Below are 25714 nucleotides of genomic sequence, written 5' to 3' on the forward strand. Positions count from 1 at the left end.
GTCTGATCCTGTTCCGGGCGGCCCGACTTGGGTAGATTCACGAGGACCCACCCACCGCCGGGCGAGAGGTCAGCCATGGGCAAGGAAGTCGCGGCACAGAGCTACTCGCGCGAGGAGCGGCAACGGTACCGGGAGAAGGTCCACCAGGACCTCGACGTCCTCGAGCGGATGCTCGCCGAGCGAGCCTTCGACGAGGCCGTGCCGCTCACCGGTCTGGAGATCGAGCTCAACCTCGTCGACGAGGAGCACCAGCCCGCCTTCGTCAACGACGACGTGCTCCGGGCGATCGCCGACCCCGACTACCAGACCGAGCTCGCGCAGTTCAACATCGAGCTCAACGTCGCACCCCGTGCGCTGCCGGGCGACGCCGCGCTGCAGCTGGAGGAGGCGCTGCGCGAGTCGCTCAACCGCGCCGAGACCAAGGCCAACGAGTCCGGCACGCGGATCGTGCCGATCGGGATCCTGCCGACGCTGCGGCCGGAGCACCTCGCCGGCGAGTGGATCAGCGACAACAACCGCTACACGGCCCTGAACGACTCGATCTTCTACGCCCGCGGGGAGGACGTCGTCATCGACATCGAGGGGCCGACGGGGGAGCGGGTGCACACCTTCGCCGACACCATCGCCCCCGAGTCGGCGTGCACCTCGGTCCAGCTGCACCTGCAGGTCGGGCCGGGGCGCTTCGCCGACCACTGGAACGCCGCGCAGACCGTCAGCGCCCCGCAGGTGGCCATCGCGGCGAACTCGCCCTTCTTCTTCGGGCGTCGGCTGCACGCCGAGACCCGCATCGAGCTCTTCTCGCAGGCCACCGACACCCGACCGATCGAGCTGAAGAACCAGGGCGTGCGGCCCCGGGTCTTCTTCGGGGAGCGGTGGATCACCTCGATCTTCGACCTCTTCGAGGAGAACGCGCGCTGGTTCCCAGCACTGCTCGCCGAGGCCGGCGAGGAGGACCCCGTCGCGGTCCTCGAGGCCGGCGGCACCCCGCTGCTGGAGGAGCTGAACCTGCACAACGGCACGGTCTACCGGTGGAATCGCCCGATCTACGACCCCGCCGGTGGCCACCCGCACGTGCGGGTGGAGAACCGCGTGCTGCCGGCCGGCCCGACGATCATCGACGTCCTGGCCAATGCCGCCTTCTACTACGGCGTCGTGCGCACGCTCGCCGACGAGGACCGCCCGGTGTGGACCCGGATGTCCTTCCCCGCCGCGCAGGCGAACTTCGAGGCCGCAGCCCGGGACGGCATGGAGGCCCGCCTCTACTGGCCCGGGCTGGGCGAGCTGCAGGCCGACGAGCTCGTGCTGCGCCACCTGCTCCCGATGGCCCGTCGCGGGCTCGCCGACTGGGAGGTCTCCCAGGAGGTCATCGACCGCTACCTCGGCGTCATCGAGGAGCGGTGCACCTCCGGGGTCAACGGCGCGGTCTGGCAGACCGAGTGCGTCCGTCGCCTCGAGGAGACCGGGGCGGACCGCGCCACCGCGCTCGCCGAGATGCTCGAGCGCTACTGTGCACACATGCACACCAACCAGCCCGTGCACACGTGGGAGCTGCCATGAGCGCCGAGGACCCCGGGGCGGGGCACCGCAGCGTCGACCTGGAGCGGGTCTCCCGAGGCCACTACCGGCTGCGCAACGAGCGCGGCGGATGCCTGGTCATCGGCGACGGCTCGGGTGAGGAGTTCACCCCCGTGGAGCTGCTGCTCGCCGCGATCGCCGGCTGCAGCTCGGTGGACGTCGACCTCATCACGAGCCGGCGCGCCGAGCCGGAGGAGTTCACCGTGCTCGCGAGCGGAGAGAAGGCCTCCGAACCGGGCAAGGGCAACCACATGACCGACATCGAGGTCACCTTCCGGGTGCGTTTCCCCGAGGGGGAAGGGGGCGACGCGGCCCGCGAGGCCTTCCCCCGGTCCGTGGCGCAGTCCCGCGACCGGCTGTGCACGGTCTCCCGGACCGTCCAGCTGGGCACGCCGGTGCAGATGAGCGCCGAGGACCTCTGAGACCTCCCACGACGGGCTCACGTTCCCTACGGTGGGGGCCATGGCCACCTTCCTCGAAGTCCACCCGGAGAACCCCCAGCCACGCACCGTCGGCAAGGTCGTCGAGCGCCTCCGCGAAGGGGCCCTCGTCGCCTTCCCCACGGACTCCGGCTACGCCCTCGGCGGCCGGCTCGACGACCAGTCGATCAAGGACCGGATCCGCGACATCCGCAAGCTCGACGAGAAGCACCACTACACGCTGCTGTGCGCGGACTTCAGCCAGCTCGGGCACCTCGTGCACGTCGACAACTCGGTCTTCCGGGCCATCAAGGCGGCGACCCCCGGGCCCTACACCTTCATCCTGCCCGCGACGAAGGAGGTGCCCCGCCGCCTCCTGCACCAGAAGAAGCGGACCGTGGGCGTGCGCATCCCGAGCCACCCGCTCTCGCGCGCGCTGCTGGACGGCCTCGGTGACCCGATGCTCATCTCGACGCTGCTGCTGCCCGGCGAGGAGAGCACCCCGACCTTCGGCTGGGACGTCAAGGAGGCACTGGACCACCAGGTCGACATCGTCATCGACGCCGGTGAGGTGAGCACCGAGCCGACGACCGTGGTCGACCTCTCCGGTGACGGCGCCGAGATCGCCCGCCGTGGGGCGGGCGACCCGGCCCCCTTCGAGTAGGTCGGCTACCCGCCGACCGCGTCCCGGGCGGCGACGAAGGCTGCCACGCAGGTCCGCACGTCATCGGTGCTGTGCGCGGCGGAGAGCTGGACCCGGATACGGGCCTGCCCCTTGGGCACGACGGGGTAGGAGAAGGGGATGACGTAGACGCCGTGCTCGAGCATCCGCTCGGCGATCTGCCCCGCCTGCCGCGCACCCTCCTCACCGGGGAACATCACGGGCACGATGGGGTGCTCCCCGGGCAGCAGGTCGAAGCCCGCCCCGCCCATGAGATCCCGGAAGAGAGCGGTGTTGTGCCGCAACGTCTCCCGCTCCCGGTCCGACCCGCGGGCGATCTCGATGGCCTTCAGCGAGCCGGCGGCCACCACCGGTGCGAGGGCGTTGGAGAAGAGGTAGGGGCGGGAGCGCTGGCGCAGCAGTGCCACGACCTCCTTGGGGCCGGCGACGTACCCTCCGCTCGCCCCGCCGAGGGCCTTGCCGAGAGTCCCGGTGAGCAGGTCGACCCGGCCGAGCACGCCGAGCGCCTCGGGGGTGCCCCGTCCGCCCTCGCCGACGAAACCGACGGCGTGCGAGTCGTCGACGAGGACCATCGCCCCGTACTCCTCGGCGAGGTCGCAGATCGCCTCCAGGGGCGCGAGGTAGCCGTCCATGGAGAAGACCCCGTCGGTGACGATCACGGAGCGGCGGGCCCCCTTCGCCTCCTCGAGGCGGGCGCGCAGCTGGTCCATGTCGGCGTTGGCGTAGCGGTAGCGGGCGGCCTTGGACAGCCGGATGCCGTCGATGAGCGAGGCATGGTTGAGCGCATCGGAGATGATGGCGTCCTCCTCGCCGAAGAGCACCTCGAAGACGCCGCCGTTGGCGTCGAAGCAGCTGGAGTAGAGGATGGCGTCCTCGGTGCCCAGCCAGTCCGAGATGCTTGCCTCGAGCCGGGTGTGCAGCTCCTGGGTGCCGCAGATGAAGCGGACGCTGGCCATCCCGAAACCCCACTGGTCCAGGGACTCCGCCGCGGCCGCGCGCACCTGCGGGTGGTCGGCGAGGCCGAGGTAGTTGTTGGCGCAGAAGTTGAGGGCCTGCGTCCTCGTCGTCGTGATGTGCGCCTGCTGCGCGCTGGTGAGGCGGCGCTCGTCCTTCCAGAGGCCGTCGTCACGGATCTGCTGCAGCGTCGCCGCGAGGTCCTCCTTGAATGCGTACATGTGTCAGCTCCAATCCATGATGACCTTGCCGCACTCCCCGGAGGCGGCGGTGGCGAAGGCCTCCTCCCACCTCTCGGCGGGGAAGCGGTGGGTGATGACCGAGGAGATCGACTCCCGCAGCGCGGGCGAGGTGGAGAGCATCGCGTCCATCGTGTACCAGGTGTCGAACATCTCCCGGCCGTAGATGCCCTTGATCGTGATCATGTGGGTGATGACCTTGCCCCAGTCCAGCGGGTAGGGGCCGGCGGGCAGGCCGAGCATCGCGATGCGTCCGCCGTGGTTGAGGTGGTCGAGCATGTCCGCGACGGCCGGTGGGGCACCGGACATCTCCAGACCGATGTCGAAACCCTCTCTCATCCCGAGCTCGGCCATCGCCTCGCCGAGGTTGGAGCGCCCGGCGTTGACGAGCAGGTCGGCGCCGGCCCCCTTCGCCAGCTCCAGCCGGGCGTCGGACAGGTCCGTGATCGCGATGTACCGGGCTCCGACGTGCCGGGCGACCGCCGCGGCCATGACCCCGATCGGTCCGGCCCCGGTGATGACGACGTCCTCGCCGGCGAGGGGGAAGGACAAGGTGGTGTGCACCGCATTGCCGAGCGGGTCGAAGACCGCGCCGAGGTCGGGGTCGATCGAGGGCTCGTGCACCCAGGCGTTGTCGGCCGGGATGACGACGTGGTCGGCGAAGGCGCCGTCGCGGTTCACCCCGATGCCGATGGTGTTGATGCACAGCTGCCGGCGGCCGGCGCGGCAGTTGCGGCAGGTGCCGCACACGAGGTGCCCCTCGCCGGAGACGTGATCACCGACCGCGACCCGCGTGACGGCGGAGCCGACCTGGACCACCTCGCCGTAGAACTCGTGGCCGATCACCTGTGGGGTGCTCGGCACGGTGCCGACCGCCCAGTCGTCCCAGCCGTGAAGGTGCAGGTCGGTCCCGCACAGTCCGGCGCGCAGCACCCGGACCTTCACCTCGTCGGGCCCCGGCGTCGGTTCGGGGACGTCGATCAGCTCCAGGCCCGGACCCGGTCGGGGTTTGACCAGTGCTCTCATCCTTGCTCCTCTTCGAGTACACCGCGGTGGTCACCGCCCGACCGACCCTAGCGGCGAGGTGGTGGGCGGGCCCGCCTCAGCGGCCGGTCACCCGCTCCGCGAGGACCATGACCTCCACGTGCTCGGTCTGCGGGAACATGTCGAAGAGCCGCGCCCGCGTCACCCGGTACCCCGGGAGCGCGGCGAGGTCGCGCGCCAGGCTGCTCGCGCGGCAGCTGGAGTAGACCAGGTGGGCGGGCGCCGCGGACTCGATCGCGGCGCACAGGTCGGACCCGATGCCGCGCCGCGGCGGGTTGACGATCACGAGGTCATGGCCCAGCGCGGTCAGGGCCCGGGCATCACCCACGCGGAAGTCGGCCGGGACACCGAGCTCGGCCGCGGACCGACGGGCGCTGGCCACCGCATCGGGCGCGACCTCGACCCCTTCGACACGGCGCGGCGCCACCCCCTTCGCCATGGCGGCGTTGAGGGCGAAGCCACCGACCCCGCAGTAGAGATCGAGGACGCTCGTCGGGCCGACCTCCTCGACCCAGTCCCGGGCCTGGCGGTACAGCGCGCCGGCCACGACGGTGTTGGTCTGGAAGAAGCTGCGGGGACGCAGGTGGAAGGTGATGTCACCGAGCCGCATCGGCAGCGTGTCCGCCTCGGTGAGGACGATCTCCTCCTCGCCCTCGAGGACCGCCTTGTGCTCGGGCTGGATGTTCACCGAGACCACCCGCAGGCCCGGCTCCGCCGCGTGCAGCCGCTCGAGGCCGCGGCGGATGCGCCCGAGCTGGCCGGGCGAGCGGAGCACGAACCGGACCATGGTCTCGCCATCGGGCGACCCGGTGACGATGAGGTGCTTCAGCTCGCCCTGACGACCGGGGACGTCGAAGGGGACCAGCCCCAGGTCCGTGACCGCCGGGACCAGCCGGTCCAGGGCCGCGGCCAGCGACGGCTCGTACAGCCCGCACTCCGGGAGGGCGACCCCGCGCCGGTCCGCGTCCAGGATCCCGAAGGTCGGCTCCTCGCGGGAGCCCGCGACGACGAGCTTCGCCTTGTTGCGAAAGGCCGCCTCCGGCCCGACGAAGGGGGCCTGCCACGCCCCGCCCGGGACCACGTCCTCGAGCACCTGCGCTACCCGGACTCCAAGGTCGTCCACCTGGTGCTCGTACGGGGCCCCCATGAGTGTGCAGGAGGAGCATTCACCGGCCTCGAAATGGAGACATTGCACGTGAACATGGTAAGTCTTTTCCAATTGCTGGCCCGTCCTGGCGAAATTGTGCCGCCAATGGCCGTACGGTCGGCAATGTCTGAATTCACGCAGCAAGGAGCACCCACATGAATGTCTTCGAGGACACCGACTGGGGATCCATCATCGGAAAGGCGATCGCTGCGATCGCCATCCTGGTGGTGACCTGGATCATCGCATCGATCATCAAATGGGCCTTCGCCAAGCTGGCCGGCAAGATCCCGGCCCTCCAGAAGGCCGGGAACGGCGGTGAGAGCATCGGCGCGACGCTCGGGTCGATCGCCTCCCTCCTCGTCTGGCTCCTCGGTCTCGTCGCGGTCCTGCAGGTCCTCGGCCTGCAACAGGTCCTGACCCCGATCCAGGAGCTGCTCAACGGCGTGTTGGGCTTCCTGCCCAACCTCATCGGTGCCGGCATCGTCTTCGTCGTCGGTGCCCTGCTGGCCAAGGTCGTGCGTCAGCTCGTCGAGACCGCTCTCGGCGCGCTGCCCTTCGACAAGTGGTTCGCCTCGGTCGGCGGTGCCGCCGACAAGGTGACGGGGACCGCCACCGGCGAGACCCCGCCCCCGCCCACGGGCGACCCGGCTCCCGCCGGCGGTCCGGCCGCGGCGCTGCCGAAGGTCGCGGGGACCATCCTCTACGCGCTGATCATGATCGTCGTGGCGATCGCCGCGCTGCAGATCCTGGGCATCCAGTCCATCTCGCAGCCGGCCTCGCAGATGCTCGAGACGATCTTCACGGTCATCCCGCAGATCGTCATCGCCGGCGTGCTGCTGGCCGTGGGCGTCTTCATCGCGAAGTTCGTCGCCGACATCCTCCAGCAGGTCCTGGACGGCGTCGGCCTCGAGCGGGCCGTCACCCAGAGCGGCGTGCTGCCCGAGGACACCAAGGTCACCCCGGTGATCATCAAGGTCGTCCAGATCGGCATCGTGCTGTTCTTCGCGGTGATGGCCGCCCAGATGCTGGAGTTCCCGCAGATCGAGCACTTCCTCAGTGAGGTCATCGAGCTCGGCAGCCGGGTCATCTTCGGTGGCGCGATCATCGCGGCCGGTCTGTTCATCGCGAACCTGCTGGCCCGACTGGTCTCCGGCAGCGCCGGGACCATCGTGAAGTACGCGACGATCGTGCTGTTCGTCGCGATGGGCCTGAAGTACATGGGCATCGCCGACTCGATCATCGAGCTCGGCTTCGGCGCCCTCGTCGTCGGTGGCGCCGCCGCCGCGGCGCTGGCCTTCGGTCTGGGTGGTCGCGACGCGGCCGCCCGCCAGCTGGAGAAGATGCAGCAGGACAAGGGCGGCCCGCAGGGCTGACCCACTGCCACCACCGCGAAGGGGGCGGTGCCGGGTCTCCCGGCACCGCCCCCTCCTTCGTGGCTCCTCCGTCGCACCTCTGGACGGCGCTTCGCCGTCCCCCCGGGAAGGGCAGGACTGGTCAGGACTGCCTGATGAACTCCACGGACCGCTCGCGCATCTCCACCTTGCGCACCTTCCCGGTGACCGTCATCGGGAACTCCTCGGTCACGTGGACGTACCGGGGGATCTTGTAGTGGGCGAGCTTCCCGGAGGCGAACTCCCGCACCTGCTCGGCGGTGAGTGCGTCGTGGCCGGGACGGAGCACGACCCAGGCCATGATCTCCTCCCCGTAGTGGTCGTCGGGGACCCCGATCACCTGGACGTCGGCGATGGCGGGGTGGGTGTAGAGGAACTCCTCGACCTCACGGGGGTAGACGTTCTCACCACCGCGGATGACGACGTCCTTGATGCGCCCGACGATGCTGATGTATCCGTCGTCGTCCATGGTCGCGAGGTCGCCGGTGTGCATCCAGCGGGCCCGGTCGATGGCCTCGGCGGTCTTCTCCGGGTCCTCCCAGTAGCCGAGCATCACGCAGTAGCCACGCGTGCACAGCTCGCCGGTCTCGCCGCGGGGGACCGTGACGCCGGTGACCGGGTCGATGACCTTGGACTCGACGTGGGGCATCGAGCGGCCGACGGTCTCGGTGCGCCGGGCGAGGTCGTCGTCGGTGCGGGTCATCGTCGAGACGGGAGAGGTCTCGGTCATGCCGTAGCTGATCGCGACCTCGTCCATGTTCATCTCCGCGACGACCTGCTTCATCACCTCGACCGGGCAGGTGGAGCCGGCCATGATCCCGGTCCGCAGGGTGCTCAGGTCGTACTCGGCGAAGTCCGGCAGGCCCAGCTCGCCGATGAACATCGTCGGCACCCCGTAGAGGGAGGTGCACTTCTCCTCCACGACCGCCCGCAGCGTGGCCTCCGGCTCGAAGGAGGGCGCGGGGATGACCATGCAGGCGCCGTGCGAGGTCGCGGCGAGGTTGCCCATGACCATGCCGAAGCAGTGGTAGAAGGGCACCGGGATGCAGATCCGGTCCTGCTCGGTGTAGTGGATCAGCTCGCCGACGAAGTAGCCGTCGTTGAGGATGTTGTGGTGGCTGAGGGTGGCGCCCTTCGGGAAGCCGGTCGTGCCCGAGGTGTACTGGATGTTGATCGGGTCATCGGGCGTCAGGCCCGCGCCCTGCCGCTCCAGCTCTTCCTGGCTGACCGACGAGCCCCCGGCCACGAGGTCGTCCCAGGACGGGTCGCCGATGTAGACGACCTCGGTGAGGCCGGGGATCTCCGGCAGCGCCTCGTCGATCATGCTCCGGTAGTCGGAGGACTTGTGCGACTGCGCGCTGACGAGCATGCGCATCCCGGACTGGTTCGCGACGTAGGTGAGCTCGTGGGTGCGGTAGGCGGGGTTGATGTTGACCAGGATCGCGCCCATCCGGGCGGTCGCGTACTGCAGCATCGTCCACTCGGGGCAGTTGGGGGCCCAGATGCCGACGCGGTCCCCGGCGGCGACCCCGCGGGCCAGCAGGCCCCTGGCGAGGGCGTCCACGTCCGCGAGGAGCTCGGTGTAGGTCCACCGCCTCCCCGAGGGCATGTCCACGAGGGCGTCGCGGTCGCCGTGGGCGGCCACCGTGCGCTCGAGGTTGTCCCCGATCGTGTCCCCGAGCAGCGGGGCGTCCGAGGTACCGGACGTGTACGAGGGGAGAGCGGGCGATGCCATTGGGACCTCCTGGGGACGCGACGTTGCGTTGGTGTCCCCCAAGATAGCCGGGTCCCCGACCGGGTCGGCGCTCAGTCGACGTCGCCGACGAGGAGGGCCTCGCCCTCCGCCTCACTGTGCGGTACCGGAGCCTGCTCACCGCGCAGGTAGCGGGAACCGGCCATGAAGACCACCGCGCCGACGAGGACGGCAGCGGCCCCCATCCAGAACGGTGCGGAGTGGTTGATCTCCTCACCGAGGCGACCGGCCGCCCACGGGGCCACGGCGCCACCGGAGAAGCGCACGAAGGAGTAGGCGGCGGAGGCGACGGGGCGCTCGACAGGAGCCGCCCCCATGACGGCCTCGGTGATGAGGCAGTTGTTGACGCCCAGGAGTGCACCGGCCGCGATGATCCCGACGACGAGCACCTCGACGTGGTCGACGAAGAGCGCCATGACCGCCAGGTCGGCCGTGAAGAGCAGGAGGGCACCGGCGATCGAGGGGATCGTGCCGAAGTGGCGCTGCAACCACGGGGCGGTCCACACCGAGCAGACGGCGAGCAGCAGGCCCCAGCCGAAGAAGATCCAGCCGACCTGCGAGGCGCTCATGTCCAGCGGGAAGGGGGCGTAGGCCAGCAGCGTGAAGAAGCCCATGTTGTAGAAGAGCGCCGTCACCGCGACGGTGAGCAGCCCCGGGTAGCGCAGGGCCCTGAAGGGGTCGGCCAGCGAGGTCCGCTTGCCCTCCGGTGGGGTGGAGGGCAGCAACCAGATCGTCGCGACGAGGGCGATGGTCATGAGCACGGCGACACCGAAGAAGGGGGCCCGCCAGGAGATCGAGCCGAGCTGACCACCGACGATCGGGCCGACGGCGATGCCGAGGCCGAGGGCGGCCTCGAAGAAGATCACGGACTGGCCGACCGTGCCTGCCGAGGCCATGACGATCGTCGAGAGTGCCGTCGCGACGAAGAGCGCGTTGCCCAGCCCCCAGCCGGCCCGGAAGCCGACGATGGCCCCGATGCCGTCCGAGGCGCCGGCGAGCGCGGAGAAGACGATGATCAGCGCGAGACCGGCGAGCAGGGTGCGCTTGGCGCCCATGCGGGAGGAGACGACCCCGGTGATGAGCATGGCCACGCCCATGATCGCCATGTAGCTGGTGAAGAGCAGCGAGGTCTGGCTCGGACTGGCGCCGAGCTCGTCGGCGATGGGCTTGAGGATCGGGTCCACGAGGCCGATGCCCATGAAGGCGATGACGCAGGCGAAGGCGACCGCCCAGACGGCACGCGGCTGGCGCCAGGGGGATCCAGTGGGTTCGACGGAGGTGCTCATGCGGGGGAGTGGGGTCCTTCCTTGGTTGCCTCGAGGACCTCGCGCAGCACCCGGACGGCGGTGGCGAGGTCCTCTGTGGTCAGGTTCTGGTGGTCGGTGACGACCGTGGCGACCGCCTCGGCGTTGCGGTGACGCACGACGCCCAGCGCCTCCCGGCCCCCGTCGGTGAGGGTGACGAGGCTGGCCCGGGCGTCCTGCGGGTCCGTCTCCTTGGTGACCCAGCCCCGCGTCACGAGGGTGGCGACGGTGCCGGACATCGTGGGCTGGCGGGTGCGGTCCAGCTCCGCGAGGCGGCTGACGCCGCACGGCCCGTACTCGTCGAGCAGGGAGAGGACGCGGACACCGGCGGGGGGAGTGGAGTGGATGTGGCGACGGGAGGCGCGCACGAGACGGGCGGCGTGCATCACCAGGTCGCTGCTCAGCGGCAGCAGGTCGCGATCACTCACGTCCATCCATATTACATAGGTTCCCTATGCAGATGCCACCCCTGTCGACATGTGGGACGGGCCGCACCCCCACGTGGGGGTGCGGCCCGTACGCCTGCCTGCAGGTGACTCAGCCGAGCTGGGTCATCGCGCTCGTGGCCTGCCAGCGCTCGAGGTGGTCGAGCACGTCGTGACAGATCTGCTCCCCGGTGTAGGGGTAGACGTCGTAGCTCGAGCCCGTCGGCAGGGCGACCTCGAGGCGGGTGGTCAGGTCCGAGGCCTCACGCATCCGGGTGCCGTAGCTCGGTGCGGGGACCTGGCGGGCCCGCACGCGCCACTCGAAGGCGTTCGGCCCCTCACCGACGGAGAGCGTCGCGGAGTCACCGTGCTCGCCGGTGGCACTGCTGACCTCGACCTCCCGGCCCTCGCCGCGCAGCGCCTCCGCGACCTCCTCCAGGGCGGGGACCACGACGGTGGCGAGGCGGGCATTGGCCTGCCGCAGCGAGACCCGGCCGAAGCCGCTGCTCATCCGCTGGCGCCACGAGCCGACCCGGGCGGTGCTGCGGTGCCCGGCCAGGTGCGTGGTGAGGGAGAGCCGGGCGGCGGTGTTCAGGCCGCGCTCGGCCTCCAGTGCCCGGTGCAGCCCGACCATCACCAGGATCATGACGACGGCGAAGGGCAGTCCCATGACGATCGTCGCGTACTGCAGCGCGACGATCCCGCCCACGACGAGCATGGCGATCGTGAGGACACCGGTCGTCACGGCCCACAGGATGCGCAGCCAGGGCCGGCCGTCGCTCTCGCTGTCGGGCAGCTCGGAGCTGAGGTTGGCCATGACGAGCGCGCCGGAGTCCGCCGAGGTGACGTAGAAGAGCAGCCCGACGAAGGTCGCGAGACCGACGAGGAAGAAGGCTCCCGGGTAGTCCTGCAGCAGGGTGTAGAAGCCGGCCTCCGGCTGGTTTATCGCCAGCTGGCCGAACTTCTCGCCCCCGTCGGAGATCTTCTTCAGGGCGGCGTTACCGAAGATCGTCACCCACATCACGATGTAGATGAAGGGGATGATCAGGGTCCCCAGGACGAACTGGCCGATGGTGCGGCCCTTGGAGATCCGGGCGAGGAACATCCCGACGAAGGAGGCCCAGGCGACCCACCACGCCCAGAAGAAGAGGGTCCACAGGCTCATCCACTCGGCCGGGTGGTCGTAGGCCATCGTGTCCATCGTCATGCCGGGGAACATCGAGACGAAGTCGCCGACGTTCATCGTGATCGCCCGCAGCAGGAAGGTGGTCTGCCCGGTGATGAGCACCCACAGCGCGAGGGCGATGGCCAGGATGACGTTGAGCTGGCTGAGGAAGCGGATGCCGCGGTCCACGCCGGTGGTCGCCGAGATCGTGGCCACGCCGACCGCGACGACCACGAGGCCGATCTGGGCGGGGATGCCCTGCGGCACGTCGAACATCACGCCGAGGCCGACGTTGAGCATGACGACGCCGATCCCGAGCGAGGTGGCCACGCCGAAGATGGTCCCGAGGACGGTCGCGATGTCGACCGCGTCGCCGATGGGGCCGCGGATGCGCTTGCCCACGAGGGGGTAGAGCGCCGAGCGCACCGCGAGCGGGAGGCCCTTGCGGTGGGCGAAGAAGCCCAGTGCCATCCCCATGAGCGCGTACATGCCCCACCCTGTGATGCCGTAGTGGAAGAGGGTCCACACGGTGGCCTCACGGGCCGCCTCGACCGTCTCGGCCTGCCCCTGCGGGGGAGCGAGGTACTGGCTGGCGGGCTCGGCGACGGCGAAGAACATCACGTCGGTGCCGATGCCGGCAGCGAAGAGCATCGCCGCCCACGAGAAGGTGGAGAACTCCGGCCGGTCATCGGGGCCGCCGAGGCGCACCCGGGAGTGGCGCACCCCGAGGTAGACCACGAAGACGAGCACGGCCGTGGCCAGGGCGATGTAGAACCAGCCGAACCAGTTCGAGATCCACCCGACGACGTCGCCCAGGGTGCTCTCCGCACGGTCCGGCGTGATGAGGGCCCAGGCGGCGATGGCCGCGATGACGACGAAGGAGATCGCCAGGACCGAGCGCTTGGCCCGGGGCCGGCTCGGCCGGTCCGCGAGGAAATCGGGGTCGATGTCGGTGAGATTCACGCTCACTGCGAGACCCCCTTGGCGTCGGCCTCGCGCGCGACCTGTGCGGCGCTCGGCTGGTCGGTGGGGGTGTCCCAGGCGCCGTTGCGGGGGTCGCCCTGCGGGTACAGCGGCATCCCGCTCCCGGCCTTGTAGACCGGCGGGTCCTCGGGGGCGAGGGGGGTGTTCCCGGCGATGAGGTCCGCGGCCTTCTCGGCGACCATCATCACCGGCGCGTAGATGTTGCCGTTGGTGATGGTGGGGAAGACCGAGGCGTCGACGACGCGCAGCCCCTCGGTGCCGTGGACCCGCATCGAGGCGGGGTCGACGACCGCCATGTCGTCGGTGCCCATCTTCGCCGAGCACGAGGGGTGCAGGGCGGTCTCGGCGTCCTTGGCCACCCAGTCGATGATCTCCTCGTCGGTCGCCACGTCCGGGCCGGGCGAGAGCTCGCCACCGTCGAAGGGGGCGAAGGCCGGCTGGGAGAGGATGTGCCGCGCGGCCCGCACGACCTCGACCCACTCCCGGCGGTCCCGCTCGGTGGAGAGGTAGTTGAAGAGGATGCTCGGCTTGGTGAGCGGGTCGGCGTTCCTGATCCGCACGTGGCCGCGCACGTCGGAGTTCATCGGGCCGATGTGCACCTGGTAGCCGTGCTTGCCGCCGGCGGCGGTGCCGTCGTAGCGCACCGCGATCGGCAGGAAGTGGAACATCAGGTTCGGGTAGGCCACCTCGTCGTTGGTGCGGATGAAACCGCCGCCCTCGAAGTGGTTGGAGGCCCCGACGCCCTTGTCGAAGAAGAGCCACTCGGCACCGATGTACGGCGCCTTCCACATCTTCAGCCAGGGTGCGATGGAGACCGGCTGCAGGCTCTCGTGCTGGAGGTAGACCTCGAGGTGGTCCTGCAGGTTCTCGCCGACACCCGGGAGCTCGACGTGCGGGGTGACGCCGGCCTCGCGCAGGGTCTGCGGGTCACCGACCCCCGAGAGCTGCAGCAGCTGCGGGGAGTTGAACGCGCCGCCGCAGAGGATGACCTCGCCGGCGGTGACGGAGTGGTGCCGCCGGCCGGCCCGCACGAAGTCCACCCCGGTGACCCGGTTGCCCTGCCAGCGCAGACCGGTCACGGTGGCGAGCGTCGTCACGTCGAGGTTGGCCCGGTCGCGCACGGGGCGCAGGTAGGCGCGGGAGGCGGACATCCGGCTCCCCTTGCTCACGTTCCGGTCGAAGGGGGCGAAGCCCTCCTGGCGGTAGCCGTTGACGTCGTCGGTGCGGGCGTAGCCGGCCTGGGTCGTGGCCTCGAAGAAGGCCTGGAAGAGCGGGCTGGAGGCCGGGCCACGCTCGAGGGTGAGCGGGCCGGAGCCACCGCGCCAGGCGTCCGCGCCGGCGGTGGTGGTCTCCATCCGCTTGAAGTAGGGCAGGCAGTGGGCGTAGTCCCAGTGCTCCATGCCGGCGAAGCCGGCCCACTTGTCGAAGTCACCGGGGTTGCCGCGCTGGAAGATCATCCCGTTGATGCTCGAGCTGCCGCCGAGCACCTTGCCGCGGGCGTGCTTGACCCGGCGGCCACCCATGTGGGGCTCGGGGTCGCTCTCGTAGGCCCAGTCGTAGAGCGGGTTGCCGGCAGGGAACATCAGCGCTGCCGGCATGTGGATCAGCGGGTCGGCCAGGAAATCGGCGCGGCCTGCCTCGAGGACGAGCACCGTGGTGCCCGCGTCGGCGCTGAGCCGGTTGGCCAGTGCCGAGCCGGCGGATCCGCCGCCGACGATGACGTAGTCGTAGCTCTCTCTCATGTTCTTCTCTCCCTCTGTGGCGTCGGTGCGATCAGGCCCGGTCGGCGAACCAGTCGGCGCGGGCGGGCCTGGTGTTGTGCCAGATGTGCTTGGTCTCCTGGTACTCGTGCAGGCCGGCGAGGCCGAGCTCGCGGCCGATGCCGGACTGCTTCATGCCGCCCCACTCGGCAGCGGGCACGTACGGGTGGAAGTCGTTGATCCAGACCGTGCCGTGGCGCAGCCGTCGGGCGACGCGCTCGGCCCGACCGGCGTCCTGGGTCCAGACGGCCCCGGCGAGGCCGTAGACGGTGTCGTTGGCGATCGCCACGGCGGCGTCCTCGACCCCCTCCCGGTCGGCCCCGGTGAAGGTCTCGACGGTGAGCACCGGGCCGAAGGACTCGTCGTGGACGGCGTCCATGTCCTGGTGGCAGTCATCGAGGATCGTCGGGGGGTAGTAGCTGCCCTTGGCGAGCTCACCGCCTGGGCGCTCGCCGCCGCAGCGCAGCGTGGCGCCCTGCTCGACGGCGTGGGCGACGTAGGCCTCGACCTTCTCGCGGTGGGCGTCGCTGATGAGCGGACCGGTCTCGGCGTCCTCGTCGAGCGGGCCGCCCATGCGGATGGTCCCGGCGCGGCGGACGAGCTCGTCGACGACCTGGTCGTGGACCGAGTCCTCGACGACGAGGCGGGAGCCCGCGGAGCAGACCTGCCCGGAGTCCAGGAAGATCGCCGTGAGGGCGTTGTCGATCGCCGCGTCCAGGTCGGCGTCGGCGAAGATGACGTTGGGGTTCTTGCCGCCGAGCTCGAGGGCGATCTTCTTCACCGTCGGCGCGGCCGCGGCCATGATCGTGCGGCCGGTGACGACCCCTCCCGTGAAGGAGACGAGGTCGACCTCGGGGGCCTCGGTCAGCGTGGAGCCGACCTCCGCGCCGGCGCCGAGGACGAGGTTGGCCGCGCCGGGGGGAAGGCCGAGGTCGGCCAGGGCGTTCACGAGCCAGATCGAGGTGTGCGGGGTCAGCTCGCTCGGCTTGAGCACGAAGGTGTTGCCGGCGGCCAGGGCCGGGGCGACCTTCCACGCCGTCTGCAGCAGCGGGAAGTTCCACGGCGTGATGAGGGTGCAGACCCCGACCGGCTCGCTCACGACCCGGGAGGACACGTCAGCGACCCCGGGGTCGACGACCCGCCCCGCCTCGGCCTGCGCCAGCCCGGCGAAGTGACGGAAGACCGCGATGATGTCCTCCATGTCGATCTTCGCCTCGACGAGACGCTTGCCGGTGTCGAGGGCCTCCATCCGGGCGACCTGCTCGATCTCGTCCTGCAACCGGTCGGCGAGGCGGTGGAGCAGGGCCGCCCGCTCGGGGGCGGGGGTGTGGGGCCACGGGCCGTGGTCGAAGGCCAGGCGGGCGGCCTCGAGCGCACGTCGGGCGTCGGCGGGGCCCCCTTCGGCCACGGTGGCGATGTGGCTGCCGTCGGCGGGGCAGGTGATCTCCCGGGTCCGGCCGGACTCCGCGGCGGACCACTGTCCGTCGATGAACAGGGTGGACATGGCTCTCCTCGGGTCGGGTTCGTGGGAACGCATCGACTGTAACGGACGTTTCAGTCATAAGTGAAACGTGCGTTTCGCTCACCGCGGATCTAGGGTGGTCGGCATGGAACCGGCGGGGCAGACGGAGCAGCGCAGACGGCCTGCCCGGGAGCGGCTGCTCAACGCCGCGGACGAGCTGATGTTCGTCGACGGTGTGGTGCTCACCCCGGTCGACGTGATCCTCAGGCGCGCGGGCGCTGCTCCGGCGAGCCTGTACTCCAACTTCGGCAACAAGGACGGCCTCGTCGCCGCCGCGCTGGAGCGCCGCCTGAAGGAGTGGACCGAGGCCTGGGACGAGGCGATCGCCGCCGCGGGGTCACCCGTGGACCGGCTGCTCGCGATCTTCCCGGCCCTGCGCACCTACCAGCGCGAGCGGCTCAGCGAGCGGTGGTGCGCCTTCAGCGGAACCGCTGCGGCCGTGGGACGCCCGAGCCGCGAGGTGACCCGGATGCTCGATGCGGAGGACGACCTGCTGCACGGGCGGATCGAGCACTTCGCCGCGGAGGTCGTGGCGGGGGAGCGGGGCGTGCGGCTGGCCGACGAGGTGGTCGTGGCCTATCTCGGCGCGATCACCGGGATGCTGCGCGGGCACCAGGAGCGGGCCATCGCCGCCGGGGAGCGCACGGCACGCCACCTCGTCGAGGTGGCGATCGCCGAGCAGTAGGGGGTGCCACCGCCCGGGCAGACGGGCGGCACCTGGACTCATCCCACGCGCCAGACGCTCACGTGGGCCCCGCTCGAGGCGGTGAACGGCGTGCCCCTCCAGTCCTCGCCACGGCTCTCGAGCTCCATCCCCGCCAAGCGGGCCATGAGGTCCAACTCGCTCGGCCAGACGTAGCGGAAGTGGTGCGTGCCCCGGCGGTAGCTGCCGTCGGGGCGCCGGGTGAGGTGGTGCGAGACCGCCTCCTGCGTCACGACGTCGTAGGTGTCGAACCCGACGTGCTCGTCCGAGACGTCGAAGGGGACGGCCGCCTGCCCGGGTGGGAGGCGGCGAAGGGAGGGCACCCCCACCTCGACCACGAAGCGGCCACCGGGGACGAGGTGGCGGGCCGCATTGCGGAAGCACTCGACCTGCTCCTCCTGGGTGCACAGGTTGCCGATGGTGTTGTAGACGAGGTAGACGAGCGAAAAGGCTCCCTCCACCCGCGTGGTCGCCATGTCGCCGATCGCCACCGGGATCTCCTCGACGGAGACCTTGGTGCGCAGCTGCGCCACCATCGGTGGCGACAGCTCGATCCCGGCGACGGGGACGCCCTTCGCCCGGAGGGGGACCGCGCCGCACCCCCGTCGGCCAGGGCTGCCAGCCCCTCCACGGTCGGCGCGAGGACCTCGTCGGAGAACATCCCGCCCTCCTCGTCGTAGCGCTGCGCCTGCTCGGCGGTCCACACGTCGCTGCTCGTCATGCCCCCCAGCACACCGCGATCGGGACTCCGGCGCCACCGGATTTCGGCCTCGCCCCGACCGGCTATCGTGCCCGGGTGATCCAGCGACTGACGTGCTTCACCGGCTCCACACCCGGCAACGACCCGAAGTGGCTGGAGGTGGCCCATGACGTCGGGGTCGTCCTGGCCGAGCGCGGGATCGGGGTCGTCTACGGCGGCGGGGGAGGTGGCCTGATGGGCGCGCTCGCCGACGGGGCACTCTCCCGTGGCGGCGAGGTCATCGGGGTCATCCCGACCTTCATGATCGACCGCGAGTGGGGGCGCGAGGACCTCACCGAGCTGCACGTCGTGGAATCGATGCACGAGCGCAAGGCGCTCATGGCCGAGCTGACGAGCGCCTTCCTCGCGCTGCCGGGTGGGATGGGCACCCTCGAGGAGATCTTCGAGGTGTGGACCTGGCGGCAGATCGGGCTGCTGGACAAGCCGGTGGGTTTCCTCGACGCGGACGGCTTCTGGACCCCGCTGCTGGACGCGCTCCGGGGGCTGGGCGAGCAGGGCTTCGTCTCGTCGGCGAGCCTGGCCGAGATCGTGGTCGCCAGCGACCTCGACACCGCGCTCGCGGGTCTGGAGGCCAGGGAGAGCTCGGCCCGCATGCTTCGGCCCACGGCCCCCGACACGCACGGGTGACGTTCCAAGCCGCCTCTTGCACTTCCTGACGACCTCCTCTGTCCGCAGAATCTGCTTGGATCGTCGGATCCGGTCCATCCCATTTCCTCTGGAGCGCCCATGCCGCACCCCGCCGACAGCCACGACCTCATCCGCGTGCAGGGGGCGAGGGAGAACAACCTCAGGGACGTGAGTCTCGACATCCCGAAACGGCGTCTGACGGTCTTCACCGGGGTCTCGGGCTCGGGCAAGAGCTCGCTCGTCTTCGGCACCATCGCCGCCGAGTCCCGCCGGCTCATCGACGAGACGTACAGCGCCTTCCTGCAGGGCTTCATGCCCTCGCTGTCGCGCCCGGAGGTCGATCACCTCGAGGGCCTGACGACGGCGATCATCGTCGACCAGGAGCGGATGGGCGCCAACCCGCGCTCGACCGTGGGCACCGCCACCGACGCCAACGCGATGCTGCGCATCCTCTTCTCCCGCCTCGGCGAGCCGCACGTCGGTGGGCCGACGGCCTTCTCCTTCAACGTGCCGACCCGCCGGGCGAGCGGCTCGATGACGACGGAGAAGTCCGGCCGCACCGAGCGCACGACGGTCAAGCAGCAGGTCTACCTCGGCGGCATGTGCCCGCGCTGCGAGGGGATGGGGCAGGTGAGCGACATCGATCTCACCGCGCTCTACGACGAGCACAAGAGCCTGCGCGACGGGGCGCTCACCGTGCCCGGCTACTCCATGGACGGGTGGTACGGGCGCCTCTTCGAGGGCATGAAGCTGCCGATGACCACGCCGATCAAGGACTTCACCAAGAAGCAGCTCGAGACGATGCTCTGGAGCAAGCCGACGAAGATCAAGGTCGAGGGGGTCAACCTCACCTTCGAGGGGATCATCCCGAAGATCCAGAAGTCGATGCTCTCCAAGGACCCCGAGGCGATGCAGCCGCACGTGCGCCGGTTCGTCGAGCGGGCGGTCACCTTCCAGACCTGCCCCGAGTGCGGCGGGACGCGCCTGACCCCGGAGGCCCGCGCCTCGACGATCAGGGGCAAGAGCATCGCCGACCTGTGCTCGATGCAGATCGACGACCTCGCCGCCTGGGTCCGTGGGCTCGACGAGCCCGGCTTCGGACCGCTGCTCGCGGGGCTGCAGCACCTGCTCGACTCCTTCACCGAGATCGGGCTGGGCTACCTCTCCCTGGACCGGCCGGCGGGGACGCTGTCCGGGGGAGAGGCCCAGCGGGCCAAGATGATCCGCCACCTCGGCTCCTCACTCACCGACGTCACCTATGTCTTCGACGAGCCGACGATCGGGTTGCACCCCCACGACATCGCCCGGATGAACGACCTGCTGCTGCGCCTGCGGGACAAGGGCAACACCGTGCTCGTCGTCGAGCACAAGCCGGAGACGATCCGGATCGCCGACCACGCGGTCGACCTCGGCCCGTTGGCAGGGGCGAAGGGGGGCGAGGTCGTCTTCGAGGGGAGCGTCGAGGAGCTCCGCGCCGGCGACACCCTCACCGGCCGCCACCTCGACCACCGGGCGCGGCTGAAGGACGAGGTCCGTTCCGCCACCGGCGCGCTGGAGATCCGTGGCGCCGACACCCACAACCTGCAGGACGTCGACGTCGACATCCCGACCGGGGTCCTCGTCGCCGTCACCGGCGTCGCCGGCTCCGGCAAGAGCTCCCTCGTCCACGGCACCCTCGACCACCGGGACGGCGTGGTCATCGTCGACCAGGGCGCGATCAAGGGCTCGCGCCGCAGCAACCCGGCGACCTACACCGGCCTGCTGGACCCGATCCGCAAGGCCTTCGCCAAGGCCAACGGCGTCAAGCCGGGTCTCTTCAGCTCGAACTCCGAGGGCGCCTGCCCCACGTGCAACGGCGCGGGCGTGATCTTCACCGAGCTCGGTGTCATGGCCACCGTCGAGTCGCCCTGCGAGGACTGCGAAGGGCGCCGCTTCCAGGAGGCCGTCCTCGAGTACGAGCTCGCGGGCAAGAACATCGCCGACGTGCTCGAGATGTCGATGGAGGAGGCGCTCGCCTTCTTCGCCCGGGGCGGACCGGCGAGCCTGCCCGCCGCCCACAGGATCCTCGTGCGTCTCGTCGACGTCGGACTGGGCTACCTCACCCTCGGGCAGCCGCTCACGGCGCTCTCCGGTGGGGAGCGCCAGCGCCTCAAGCTGGCGGTGCACATGGGGGAGAAGGGCGAGGTCTTCGTCCTCGACGAGCCGACCACCGGCCTGCACCTCGCCGACGTCGACAACCTGCTCGCGCTGCTGGACCGGCTCGTCGAGGGCGGCACGTCGGTCATCGTCATCGAGCACCACCAGGCGGTCATGGCGCACGCCGACTGGATCATCGACCTCGGCCCGGGGGCCGGGCACGAGGGCGGGCGGGTCGTCTTCGAAGGTGCCCCGCGCGAGCTCGTGGACTCGAGGTCCACACTGACGGGTGAACACCTTGCGACCTACGTGGAGGCAGGAGCATGACGTCCGCCGAGACCCGCCCGGGCTCGCCCACGGCCCGAGAGGACCGCAGCGCACGGCGCGCGGTGACGATCTTCCCGATCCTCGTCCTCCTCGCCGGGGTCCTCGGGTGGGCGCTTCCGGGACCGATCTCCAGCCAGTCGGGGCTGATCAACCCGCTGCTCGGCGTGATCATGTTCGGGATGGGCCTGACCCTCACGCTGCCGGACTTCCGGCTCGTGCTCACCCGGCCGATGCCGGTCGTCCTCGGTGTCGTCGCCCAGTACGCCGTCATGCCGCTGGTCGGGTGGGGCGTGGCTGCCGCCCTCGGCCTCCCGGACGAGCTGGCCGCCGGCGTCATCCTCGTCGGCTGCGTGCCCGGCGGCACCGCCAGCAACGTCGTCGCCTACCTCGCGCGGGCGGACACGGCCCTGTCGGTGGCCATGACCTCCGTATCGACGCTGCTCGCGCCGCTCATGACCCCGTTGCTCACGCTGTGGCTCGTGGGGGAGCGGTTGCCGGTGGACGGCCGCGGCATGGCGGTGACGATCCTGCAGATCGTGCTCGTGCCGGTGGTCCTCGGCCTCGTCGTCCGCACGCTGCTGCCCCGCCTCGTCCGTGCGGTGCTGCCGGCCATGCCGTGGCTGTCGGTGACCGTGATCTGCGTCGTCGTCGCGATCGTGGTCTCGCTCTCGGCGGACCAACTCATCGAGGCGGGGCTGGTCGTCGCCCTGGCCGTCGTGCTGCACAACGCGCTCGGCGTCCTGCTGGGCTACCTCTTCGGCAGGGTGACCGGGCAGGGCGAGGTCAGTGCCCGGACCATGGCCATCGAGGTGGGGATGCAGAACTCCGGGCTCGCCTCGGGTCTGGCCGCGACCTTCTTCACGCCGGCGGCCGCGCTGCCCGGGGCCGTCTTCTCGGTGTGGCACAACCTCTCGGGTGCCCTCGTCGCGGGCATCTTCCGGAACCGCCCGGTGCGTCTGGGGAGGGCGGCACGCAGTCAGCGGTAGGCAGAGGTACCCGATCGCCCCTGTCGGCGCTGCCGGAGCATCCGGCGCTGCACCCGGCGGCCCTGGGCCGCCATGATCGGCAGGCCCGACAGCCCGATGCGGGGGAGGACGGCACCGAGGCGGCAGACAGCGCCGCGCCATCCCGGTAGCGCCGTGACCGGGCGCGGTCGGTCCAGCACGTCCCCGACGGCCTCGACGACCTCCTGCGGCTGCAGGAGCTTGCCGGAGAAGGACAGGGCGGCACCCGGGTCATCGAGCTTGCCGTGGAGCATCGGGGTCCACACCCCGTCGGGGCAGATGCAGGAGATGTCGATGTCCGTGACCTTCGCGGCGCGCAGGTCCGCGAGGGTGCTCATGCTGAAGCCCATGACGGCGTGCTTGGAGGCGGCGTAGACCCCCTCGCCCGGGACCGCGCTGATCCCGGCGAGCGAGGCCATGTTGACGACGTGCCCGCCGCCGGCGGCGCGCATGGCGCCGATCGCGGCGAGGGTGCCGTTCATCGTGCCGAGGGCGTTCACCTCGAGGGTGAGACGACGTCCCCCTTCGTCCGACTCCCACGTGGGGCCGGTCGGGAGCACCCCGGCGTTGTTGACCCAGACGTCCAGGTGCCCGGCGAGCTGCAGGATGCGCTCCCGAGCCGCGAGGACCTGGGCCTCCTCCCGGACGTCGACGCTCATGCTCTCGGCGCGTGCGCCGAGCTCGTCGGCCACTCGGCGGGCCGCGTCACCGTCCACGTCGGTGACGAGGACCGTGTGCCCCCGTGCGACGAGCAGCTCGGCGATCCCACGGCCCATGCCGCGGCCGGCTCCGGTGACGACCGCACCGCCGCGTGGGGCACCCGTCACCGGTGGTCGCCCGTGATCGTGCCGTACTCGATGCCTCCGTGGTTGAAGGTCGGCACGACCGGCCAGAAGCGCTTCCACGGCGCCAGCTCGCTCGAGGGGAGGATCTGCAGCCAGCGAGGGTCGCGCGTGGACCGGTCCGCGAGCGTCTTCTCCTTGATCATGAAGTCGTACTGGTCGACCGAGTCCTCGAGGGTGTTGCCGTTCGGGCAGATCTCCCTGCCGTACTGCTTGTGGTACAGCCTCACCCCCGGGATCCTGGACTGCTCGGGCTGCCAGTTGTCCAGGGCGATGCCGTTCTCGGAGGAGACCCAGACCCCGTCCGGGGTGTTGAGCACGAGCGAGTGGTTGCCATCGGTGTGGCCGGGGGTCCACAGGAGCGCGACGCCGGGGCCGAGCTCGACGTCGCCCTCGAAGGTCACGAACTTGTCCATCTCGACGCCCTCGAGGCTGCCCTCGACGTACCAGGCCCACTGCATCGGGTGGAGCGACTGGAGGGTGGCCAGCTCGCGGGCGTTCACGAGCATCCTCGCGCCGCCGAAGATCGGGTCCCGCGGGGAGGCCTCGCCGGGAATGGTCGCGGAGGAGCCGAGGATCATCCGCGGGTCCTGCACGTGCAGGTGGTCGAAGGCGCAGAAGTCGACGTCGCCGGCCGTCAGACCGACCCGGGCCAGGGCCTCGTCCGGCTCGTTGTAGTAGTTGACGATGACCTGCTCGGCCCGGTTGGCGTAGGGGATCTTGTTCGTCAGGCGCTGCAGCTTCTCGAAGAAGGGCGCCTTGGCCGACCCCTCGGGAACCGTCGGCTCGAAGACGAGGGTGCGGGGACGGCCGTCCCAGTCGTCGTACTGCACGACGACCATGCGGTTGATGATCGGGATGAGCGGGCTGTGCGGCCCGATGACGGCGGTGTTGAAGCCGTACTTCACCGGGTAGGGAGCGGACGCGATGTCGACGGACTTCACGGCGGTGATCCGCCCCTCGGCCGTGAAGCGCTCCTTGTACCGGGCCGCCGCGCTGCGGACGGCCTCGAGACGGTCACCGCGGGGCCACACGTCGTGCACACCCTCGAACTCCGGGATGGTGCGTGCGCCGATGTCGGCGAGCGTCCGTGCGGTCGTCTCTGCGGTGGCGGTCATGTCTCGACTCCTGTCCTGGGAAGGGGGCATCTCCTCCCAGCATGGCCCCGCCGGGCGCACCGGACTTGACTCGAGGCGACAGCTCTCAGGTGCCGGTGTGGCGCCCCTCACGCCGCAGTTGGCGAGGGCTGCGGCCGGTCCACCGTCGCACCGAGCGGGTCAGTGCGCTCTGCTCGCTGAGACCGACGAGCGGCGCGACCTGGGCGAAGGGCAGATCGGTCGACGTGATCCAGTGCAGGGCGGCGGTACGGCGCACGTCGTCCAGGATCTCCTCATAGCTGGTCCCCTCCGTGGCCAGCTGGCGCTGCACCGTCCGGGGGTGGACGGACAGGACGTCACCGACGTGGGCCAGCGTCGGTGGGACCGTCCCGAGCAGCTCGGCGAGCAGTCCACGGACCCGTACGGCGACGCGCTCGTCCGGATTGGTGTAGGCGCTCTCCAGGTGCGCGACGGCAACGGCTCTGATGGTCGGGCTCGAGCGCTCGAAGCGCCGGTCCAGCACCTGCCGGCTCGCCCGCAACCCCGAGACCGGGCTGTTGAAGCCGACCTCGACACCGAAGACCTCGCGGTAGCGATCGACGGGGGAGAGGGGTGCGTGCGAGACCTCGACCGACCGCAGCCCGGCGGCACCGCCGAGCAGCGCGACCGCGATGCGGTGCAGCAGCGCGACGCCCAGCTCCATGGCCTGCGGCGAGTAGGGCGATTCGCGCAGGTCCTTCCGGTACGTGATGGCCACGACGCCCGGCACCCGCCGGGGGTCCGCCGCGAGCTCGACGTGCAGAGCCGGGCTGTGCACGAACATGTACCGGCTCGCGTGCTCCAGCGCCTCAGCGACGGTCGAGGAGGACTCGATCGCCAGGGCCAGCGGACCGAGGATGCCCAGATCCTGCTCGCCCGCGAGCTGCAGCCCCAGGTCCGGGCAGTCCAGCTCCTCGGCAGCGGTGTCGAGCATGCGGTCGTGGGCGGTGATCGGGATGAGTGCGTCGACCTCGTCCAGGACCGCCGGGTCGATGCCGAAGCGCGTGAGCAGTCCGCCCGGGTCACCACCGAGCCGGATCACCAGTGGGACGAAGCCGCGCAGGCTCGCCGCCCGCACGACATTGGTATCGCCGGTGACTCCCTTCGTCCGCGTGGTCACCCAGCCCTTGTGGCCCGCTCAGGCGATGACCCCGTCCGGGTCGTAGGTGCTGCGGATCTTCCGGAACCGGGAGGCGTTGGCCCCCAGGTAGCGATCGATCGACGTGCCGGGCTCGACGTACCCGAGGTACCCCCCGGAGCTGCGGTCGCCGAGCAACTCGTGCACGTCCCTGATCCACCGCAGGGCGGCCCGGCGCTGCGCCGTCGAGCCGGTCCCCACGTACCACTGCACGCTCGCGGCGTGGTAGCGCCAGGGGAAGGCGCTGTCCCCGGTCTTCGCGTCCGAGACGGCGCCGTCGAGGGGATCGAGGATCGCGGCGGCGGAGAGGCCACGCGTGGCGGCCCAGTGCATCGCCTTCTCGATGGCGGCGCCCCGCCCCCTCGTCACCCCTCGGAGGACGTCCGAGCCGGCGACGAAACCGGTGCGGGGAGAGGTCTTCCCGCCCCCGAGGTACTCGACCGCACCGAGGAAGTCCCGGCTCGTCGTGCTCGTCTTCGTCGCGCGGGCGCTGATGGCCGAGCGAAGGGAGGCCAGCCGCGCCTTCTCCTTGCCGACCGGGGTGACCCCGAAGATCCGCAGCGACAGCGAACCCCCGGAGACGTCCAGGTGGGCGTTGGACCAGATCGAGCCGGGCTGGTCGGCGAGCCACTGCCGCCACTCCGCCAGCGCGTCGACCGCGGCCGAGGCGGGGAAGG

At 70.7% G+C, this 25714-nt stretch carries 22 protein-coding genes; 8 read left to right on the forward strand and 14 right to left on the reverse strand.

Going from position 1 to position 25714, the window contains the following annotated elements; translation table 11 throughout:
- Positions 1-75: 75 nt before the first annotated feature.
- From JCO01S_RS06580 to JCO01S_RS06590, 3 genes are read left to right on the forward strand one after another with little or no spacing between them, the layout of a single operon-like run.
- Complete coding sequence (locus tag JCO01S_RS06580) at positions 76-1557, forward strand: glutamate-cysteine ligase family protein (protein ID WP_068252628.1); 1482 nt, start codon at positions 76-78, stop codon at positions 1555-1557.
- The gene (locus JCO01S_RS06585; RefSeq protein WP_068252630.1) at positions 1554-1997 is read left to right on the forward strand and encodes an OsmC family protein; all 444 of its coding nucleotides are present in this window, start codon (positions 1554-1556) and stop codon (positions 1995-1997) included. The genes JCO01S_RS06580 and JCO01S_RS06585 overlap by 4 nt, the downstream gene beginning before the upstream one ends.
- 40 nt (positions 1998-2037) lie before the next feature.
- Positions 2038-2658, forward strand: a complete 621-nt coding sequence (locus tag JCO01S_RS06590; RefSeq protein ID WP_068252632.1) for an L-threonylcarbamoyladenylate synthase — start codon at positions 2038-2040, stop codon at positions 2656-2658.
- A gap of 5 nt (positions 2659-2663) precedes the next feature.
- On the opposite strand, the gene JCO01S_RS06595 is transcribed toward JCO01S_RS06590, so the two are convergent.
- The 3 genes from JCO01S_RS06595 to JCO01S_RS06605 form a co-directional block, all read right to left on the reverse strand.
- Complete coding sequence (locus JCO01S_RS06595; protein ID WP_068252635.1) at positions 2664-3851, reverse strand: glycine C-acetyltransferase; 1188 nt, start codon at positions 3849-3851, stop codon at positions 2664-2666.
- Between the two features lie 3 nt (positions 3852-3854).
- Positions 3855-4895, reverse strand: a complete 1041-nt coding sequence (gene tdh / locus JCO01S_RS06600; RefSeq protein WP_068252638.1) for an L-threonine 3-dehydrogenase — start codon at positions 4893-4895, stop codon at positions 3855-3857.
- Positions 4896-4971: 76 nt separating this feature from the next.
- On the reverse strand, positions 4972-6036 hold the full coding sequence (locus JCO01S_RS06605; protein ID WP_369407281.1) for a methyltransferase domain-containing protein: 1065 nt from the start codon (positions 6034-6036) through the stop codon (positions 4972-4974).
- A 179-nt stretch (positions 6037-6215) separates the two neighbouring features.
- Here JCO01S_RS06605 and JCO01S_RS06610 point away from each other — a divergent pair, with 179 nt between their 5' ends.
- Complete coding sequence (locus tag JCO01S_RS06610; RefSeq protein WP_068252644.1) at positions 6216-7433, forward strand: mechanosensitive ion channel; 1218 nt, start codon at positions 6216-6218, stop codon at positions 7431-7433.
- Positions 7434-7554: 121 nt separating this feature from the next.
- Here the strand turns inward: JCO01S_RS06610 and JCO01S_RS06615 are convergent, their stop codons facing one another.
- The 6 genes from JCO01S_RS06615 to JCO01S_RS06640 form a co-directional block, all read right to left on the reverse strand.
- Positions 7555-9186 (reverse strand): AMP-binding protein, encoded by a 1632-nt coding sequence (locus JCO01S_RS06615; protein ID WP_068252647.1) that lies wholly within the window; start codon positions 9184-9186, stop codon positions 7555-7557.
- Between the two features lie 71 nt (positions 9187-9257).
- Complete coding sequence (locus tag JCO01S_RS06620) at positions 9258-10490, reverse strand: MFS transporter (RefSeq protein ID WP_068252650.1); 1233 nt, start codon at positions 10488-10490, stop codon at positions 9258-9260.
- The gene (locus tag JCO01S_RS06625) at positions 10487-10936 is read right to left on the reverse strand and encodes a MarR family winged helix-turn-helix transcriptional regulator (RefSeq protein WP_245634349.1); all 450 of its coding nucleotides are present in this window, start codon (positions 10934-10936) and stop codon (positions 10487-10489) included. Before JCO01S_RS06625 ends, JCO01S_RS06620 begins: the two co-directional genes overlap by 4 nt.
- Before the next feature lie 109 nt (positions 10937-11045).
- Entirely contained in the window at positions 11046-13067 is a 2022-nt protein-coding gene (gene betT / locus JCO01S_RS06630; protein ID WP_068252656.1) for a choline BCCT transporter BetT, read from the reverse strand.
- Positions 13064-14824, reverse strand: coding sequence for a choline dehydrogenase (betA, locus tag JCO01S_RS06635; RefSeq protein WP_068252659.1), 1761 nt, complete (start codon positions 14822-14824; stop codon positions 13064-13066). The genes betT and betA overlap by 4 nt, the downstream gene beginning before the upstream one ends.
- Before the next feature lie 31 nt (positions 14825-14855).
- Positions 14856-16346 carry an aldehyde dehydrogenase family protein gene (locus JCO01S_RS06640; RefSeq protein WP_068252662.1) on the reverse strand — a complete coding sequence of 497 codons (1491 nt, stop codon included), beginning with the start codon at positions 16344-16346 and terminating at the stop codon, positions 14856-14858.
- A gap of 103 nt (positions 16347-16449) precedes the next feature.
- Here JCO01S_RS06640 and JCO01S_RS06645 point away from each other — a divergent pair, with 103 nt between their 5' ends.
- On the forward strand, positions 16450-17049 hold the full coding sequence (locus JCO01S_RS06645) for a TetR/AcrR family transcriptional regulator (protein ID WP_157074507.1): 600 nt from the start codon (positions 16450-16452) through the stop codon (positions 17047-17049).
- A 38-nt stretch (positions 17050-17087) separates the two neighbouring features.
- On the opposite strand, the gene JCO01S_RS06650 is transcribed toward JCO01S_RS06645, so the two are convergent.
- On the reverse strand, positions 17088-17825 hold the full coding sequence (locus JCO01S_RS06650) for a methyltransferase domain-containing protein (protein WP_369407282.1): 738 nt from the start codon (positions 17823-17825) through the stop codon (positions 17088-17090).
- A 38-nt stretch (positions 17826-17863) separates the two neighbouring features.
- Between JCO01S_RS06650 and JCO01S_RS06655 the strand changes: the two genes are divergently transcribed.
- The 3 genes from JCO01S_RS06655 to JCO01S_RS06665 all read left to right on the forward strand — a co-directional run bounded on the left by JCO01S_RS06655 (position 17864) and on the right by JCO01S_RS06665 (position 21903).
- On the forward strand, positions 17864-18454 hold the full coding sequence (locus JCO01S_RS06655; protein ID WP_245634350.1) for an LOG family protein: 591 nt from the start codon (positions 17864-17866) through the stop codon (positions 18452-18454).
- 99 nt (positions 18455-18553) lie between these two features.
- A complete protein-coding gene (locus JCO01S_RS06660) occupies positions 18554-20917 on the forward strand; it encodes an ATP-binding cassette domain-containing protein (RefSeq protein ID WP_068252667.1) in 2364 nt (787 codons plus the stop codon).
- Positions 20914-21903: a bile acid:sodium symporter family protein gene (locus JCO01S_RS06665; protein WP_068252672.1), complete on the forward strand. Its 990-nt coding sequence runs from the start codon at positions 20914-20916 to the stop codon at positions 21901-21903. The genes JCO01S_RS06660 and JCO01S_RS06665 overlap by 4 nt, the downstream gene beginning before the upstream one ends.
- Here the strand turns inward: JCO01S_RS06665 and JCO01S_RS06670 are convergent.
- From JCO01S_RS06670 to JCO01S_RS15890, 4 genes are all read right to left on the reverse strand, one after another.
- Positions 21894-22748: an SDR family oxidoreductase gene (locus tag JCO01S_RS06670; RefSeq protein ID WP_068252675.1), complete on the reverse strand. Its 855-nt coding sequence runs from the start codon at positions 22746-22748 to the stop codon at positions 21894-21896. The genes JCO01S_RS06665 and JCO01S_RS06670 overlap by 10 nt on opposite strands.
- Entirely contained in the window at positions 22745-23881 is a 1137-nt protein-coding gene (locus tag JCO01S_RS06675) for an MBL fold metallo-hydrolase (protein WP_068252679.1), read from the reverse strand. Before JCO01S_RS06675 ends, JCO01S_RS06670 begins: the two co-directional genes overlap by 4 nt.
- 85 nt (positions 23882-23966) lie before the next feature.
- Complete coding sequence (locus JCO01S_RS06680; RefSeq protein WP_084342703.1) at positions 23967-25019, reverse strand: AraC family transcriptional regulator; 1053 nt, start codon at positions 25017-25019, stop codon at positions 23967-23969.
- An 18-nt stretch (positions 25020-25037) separates the two neighbouring features.
- A partial coding sequence (locus JCO01S_RS15890) for a hypothetical protein (RefSeq protein ID WP_218002236.1) occupies positions 25038-25714 on the reverse strand: 677 nt, incomplete at its 5' end.

The sequence above is a fragment of the Janibacter corallicola NBRC 107790 genome, from assembly GCF_001570965.1.
GTDB lineage: Bacteria > Actinomycetota > Actinomycetes > Actinomycetales > Dermatophilaceae > Janibacter > Janibacter corallicola.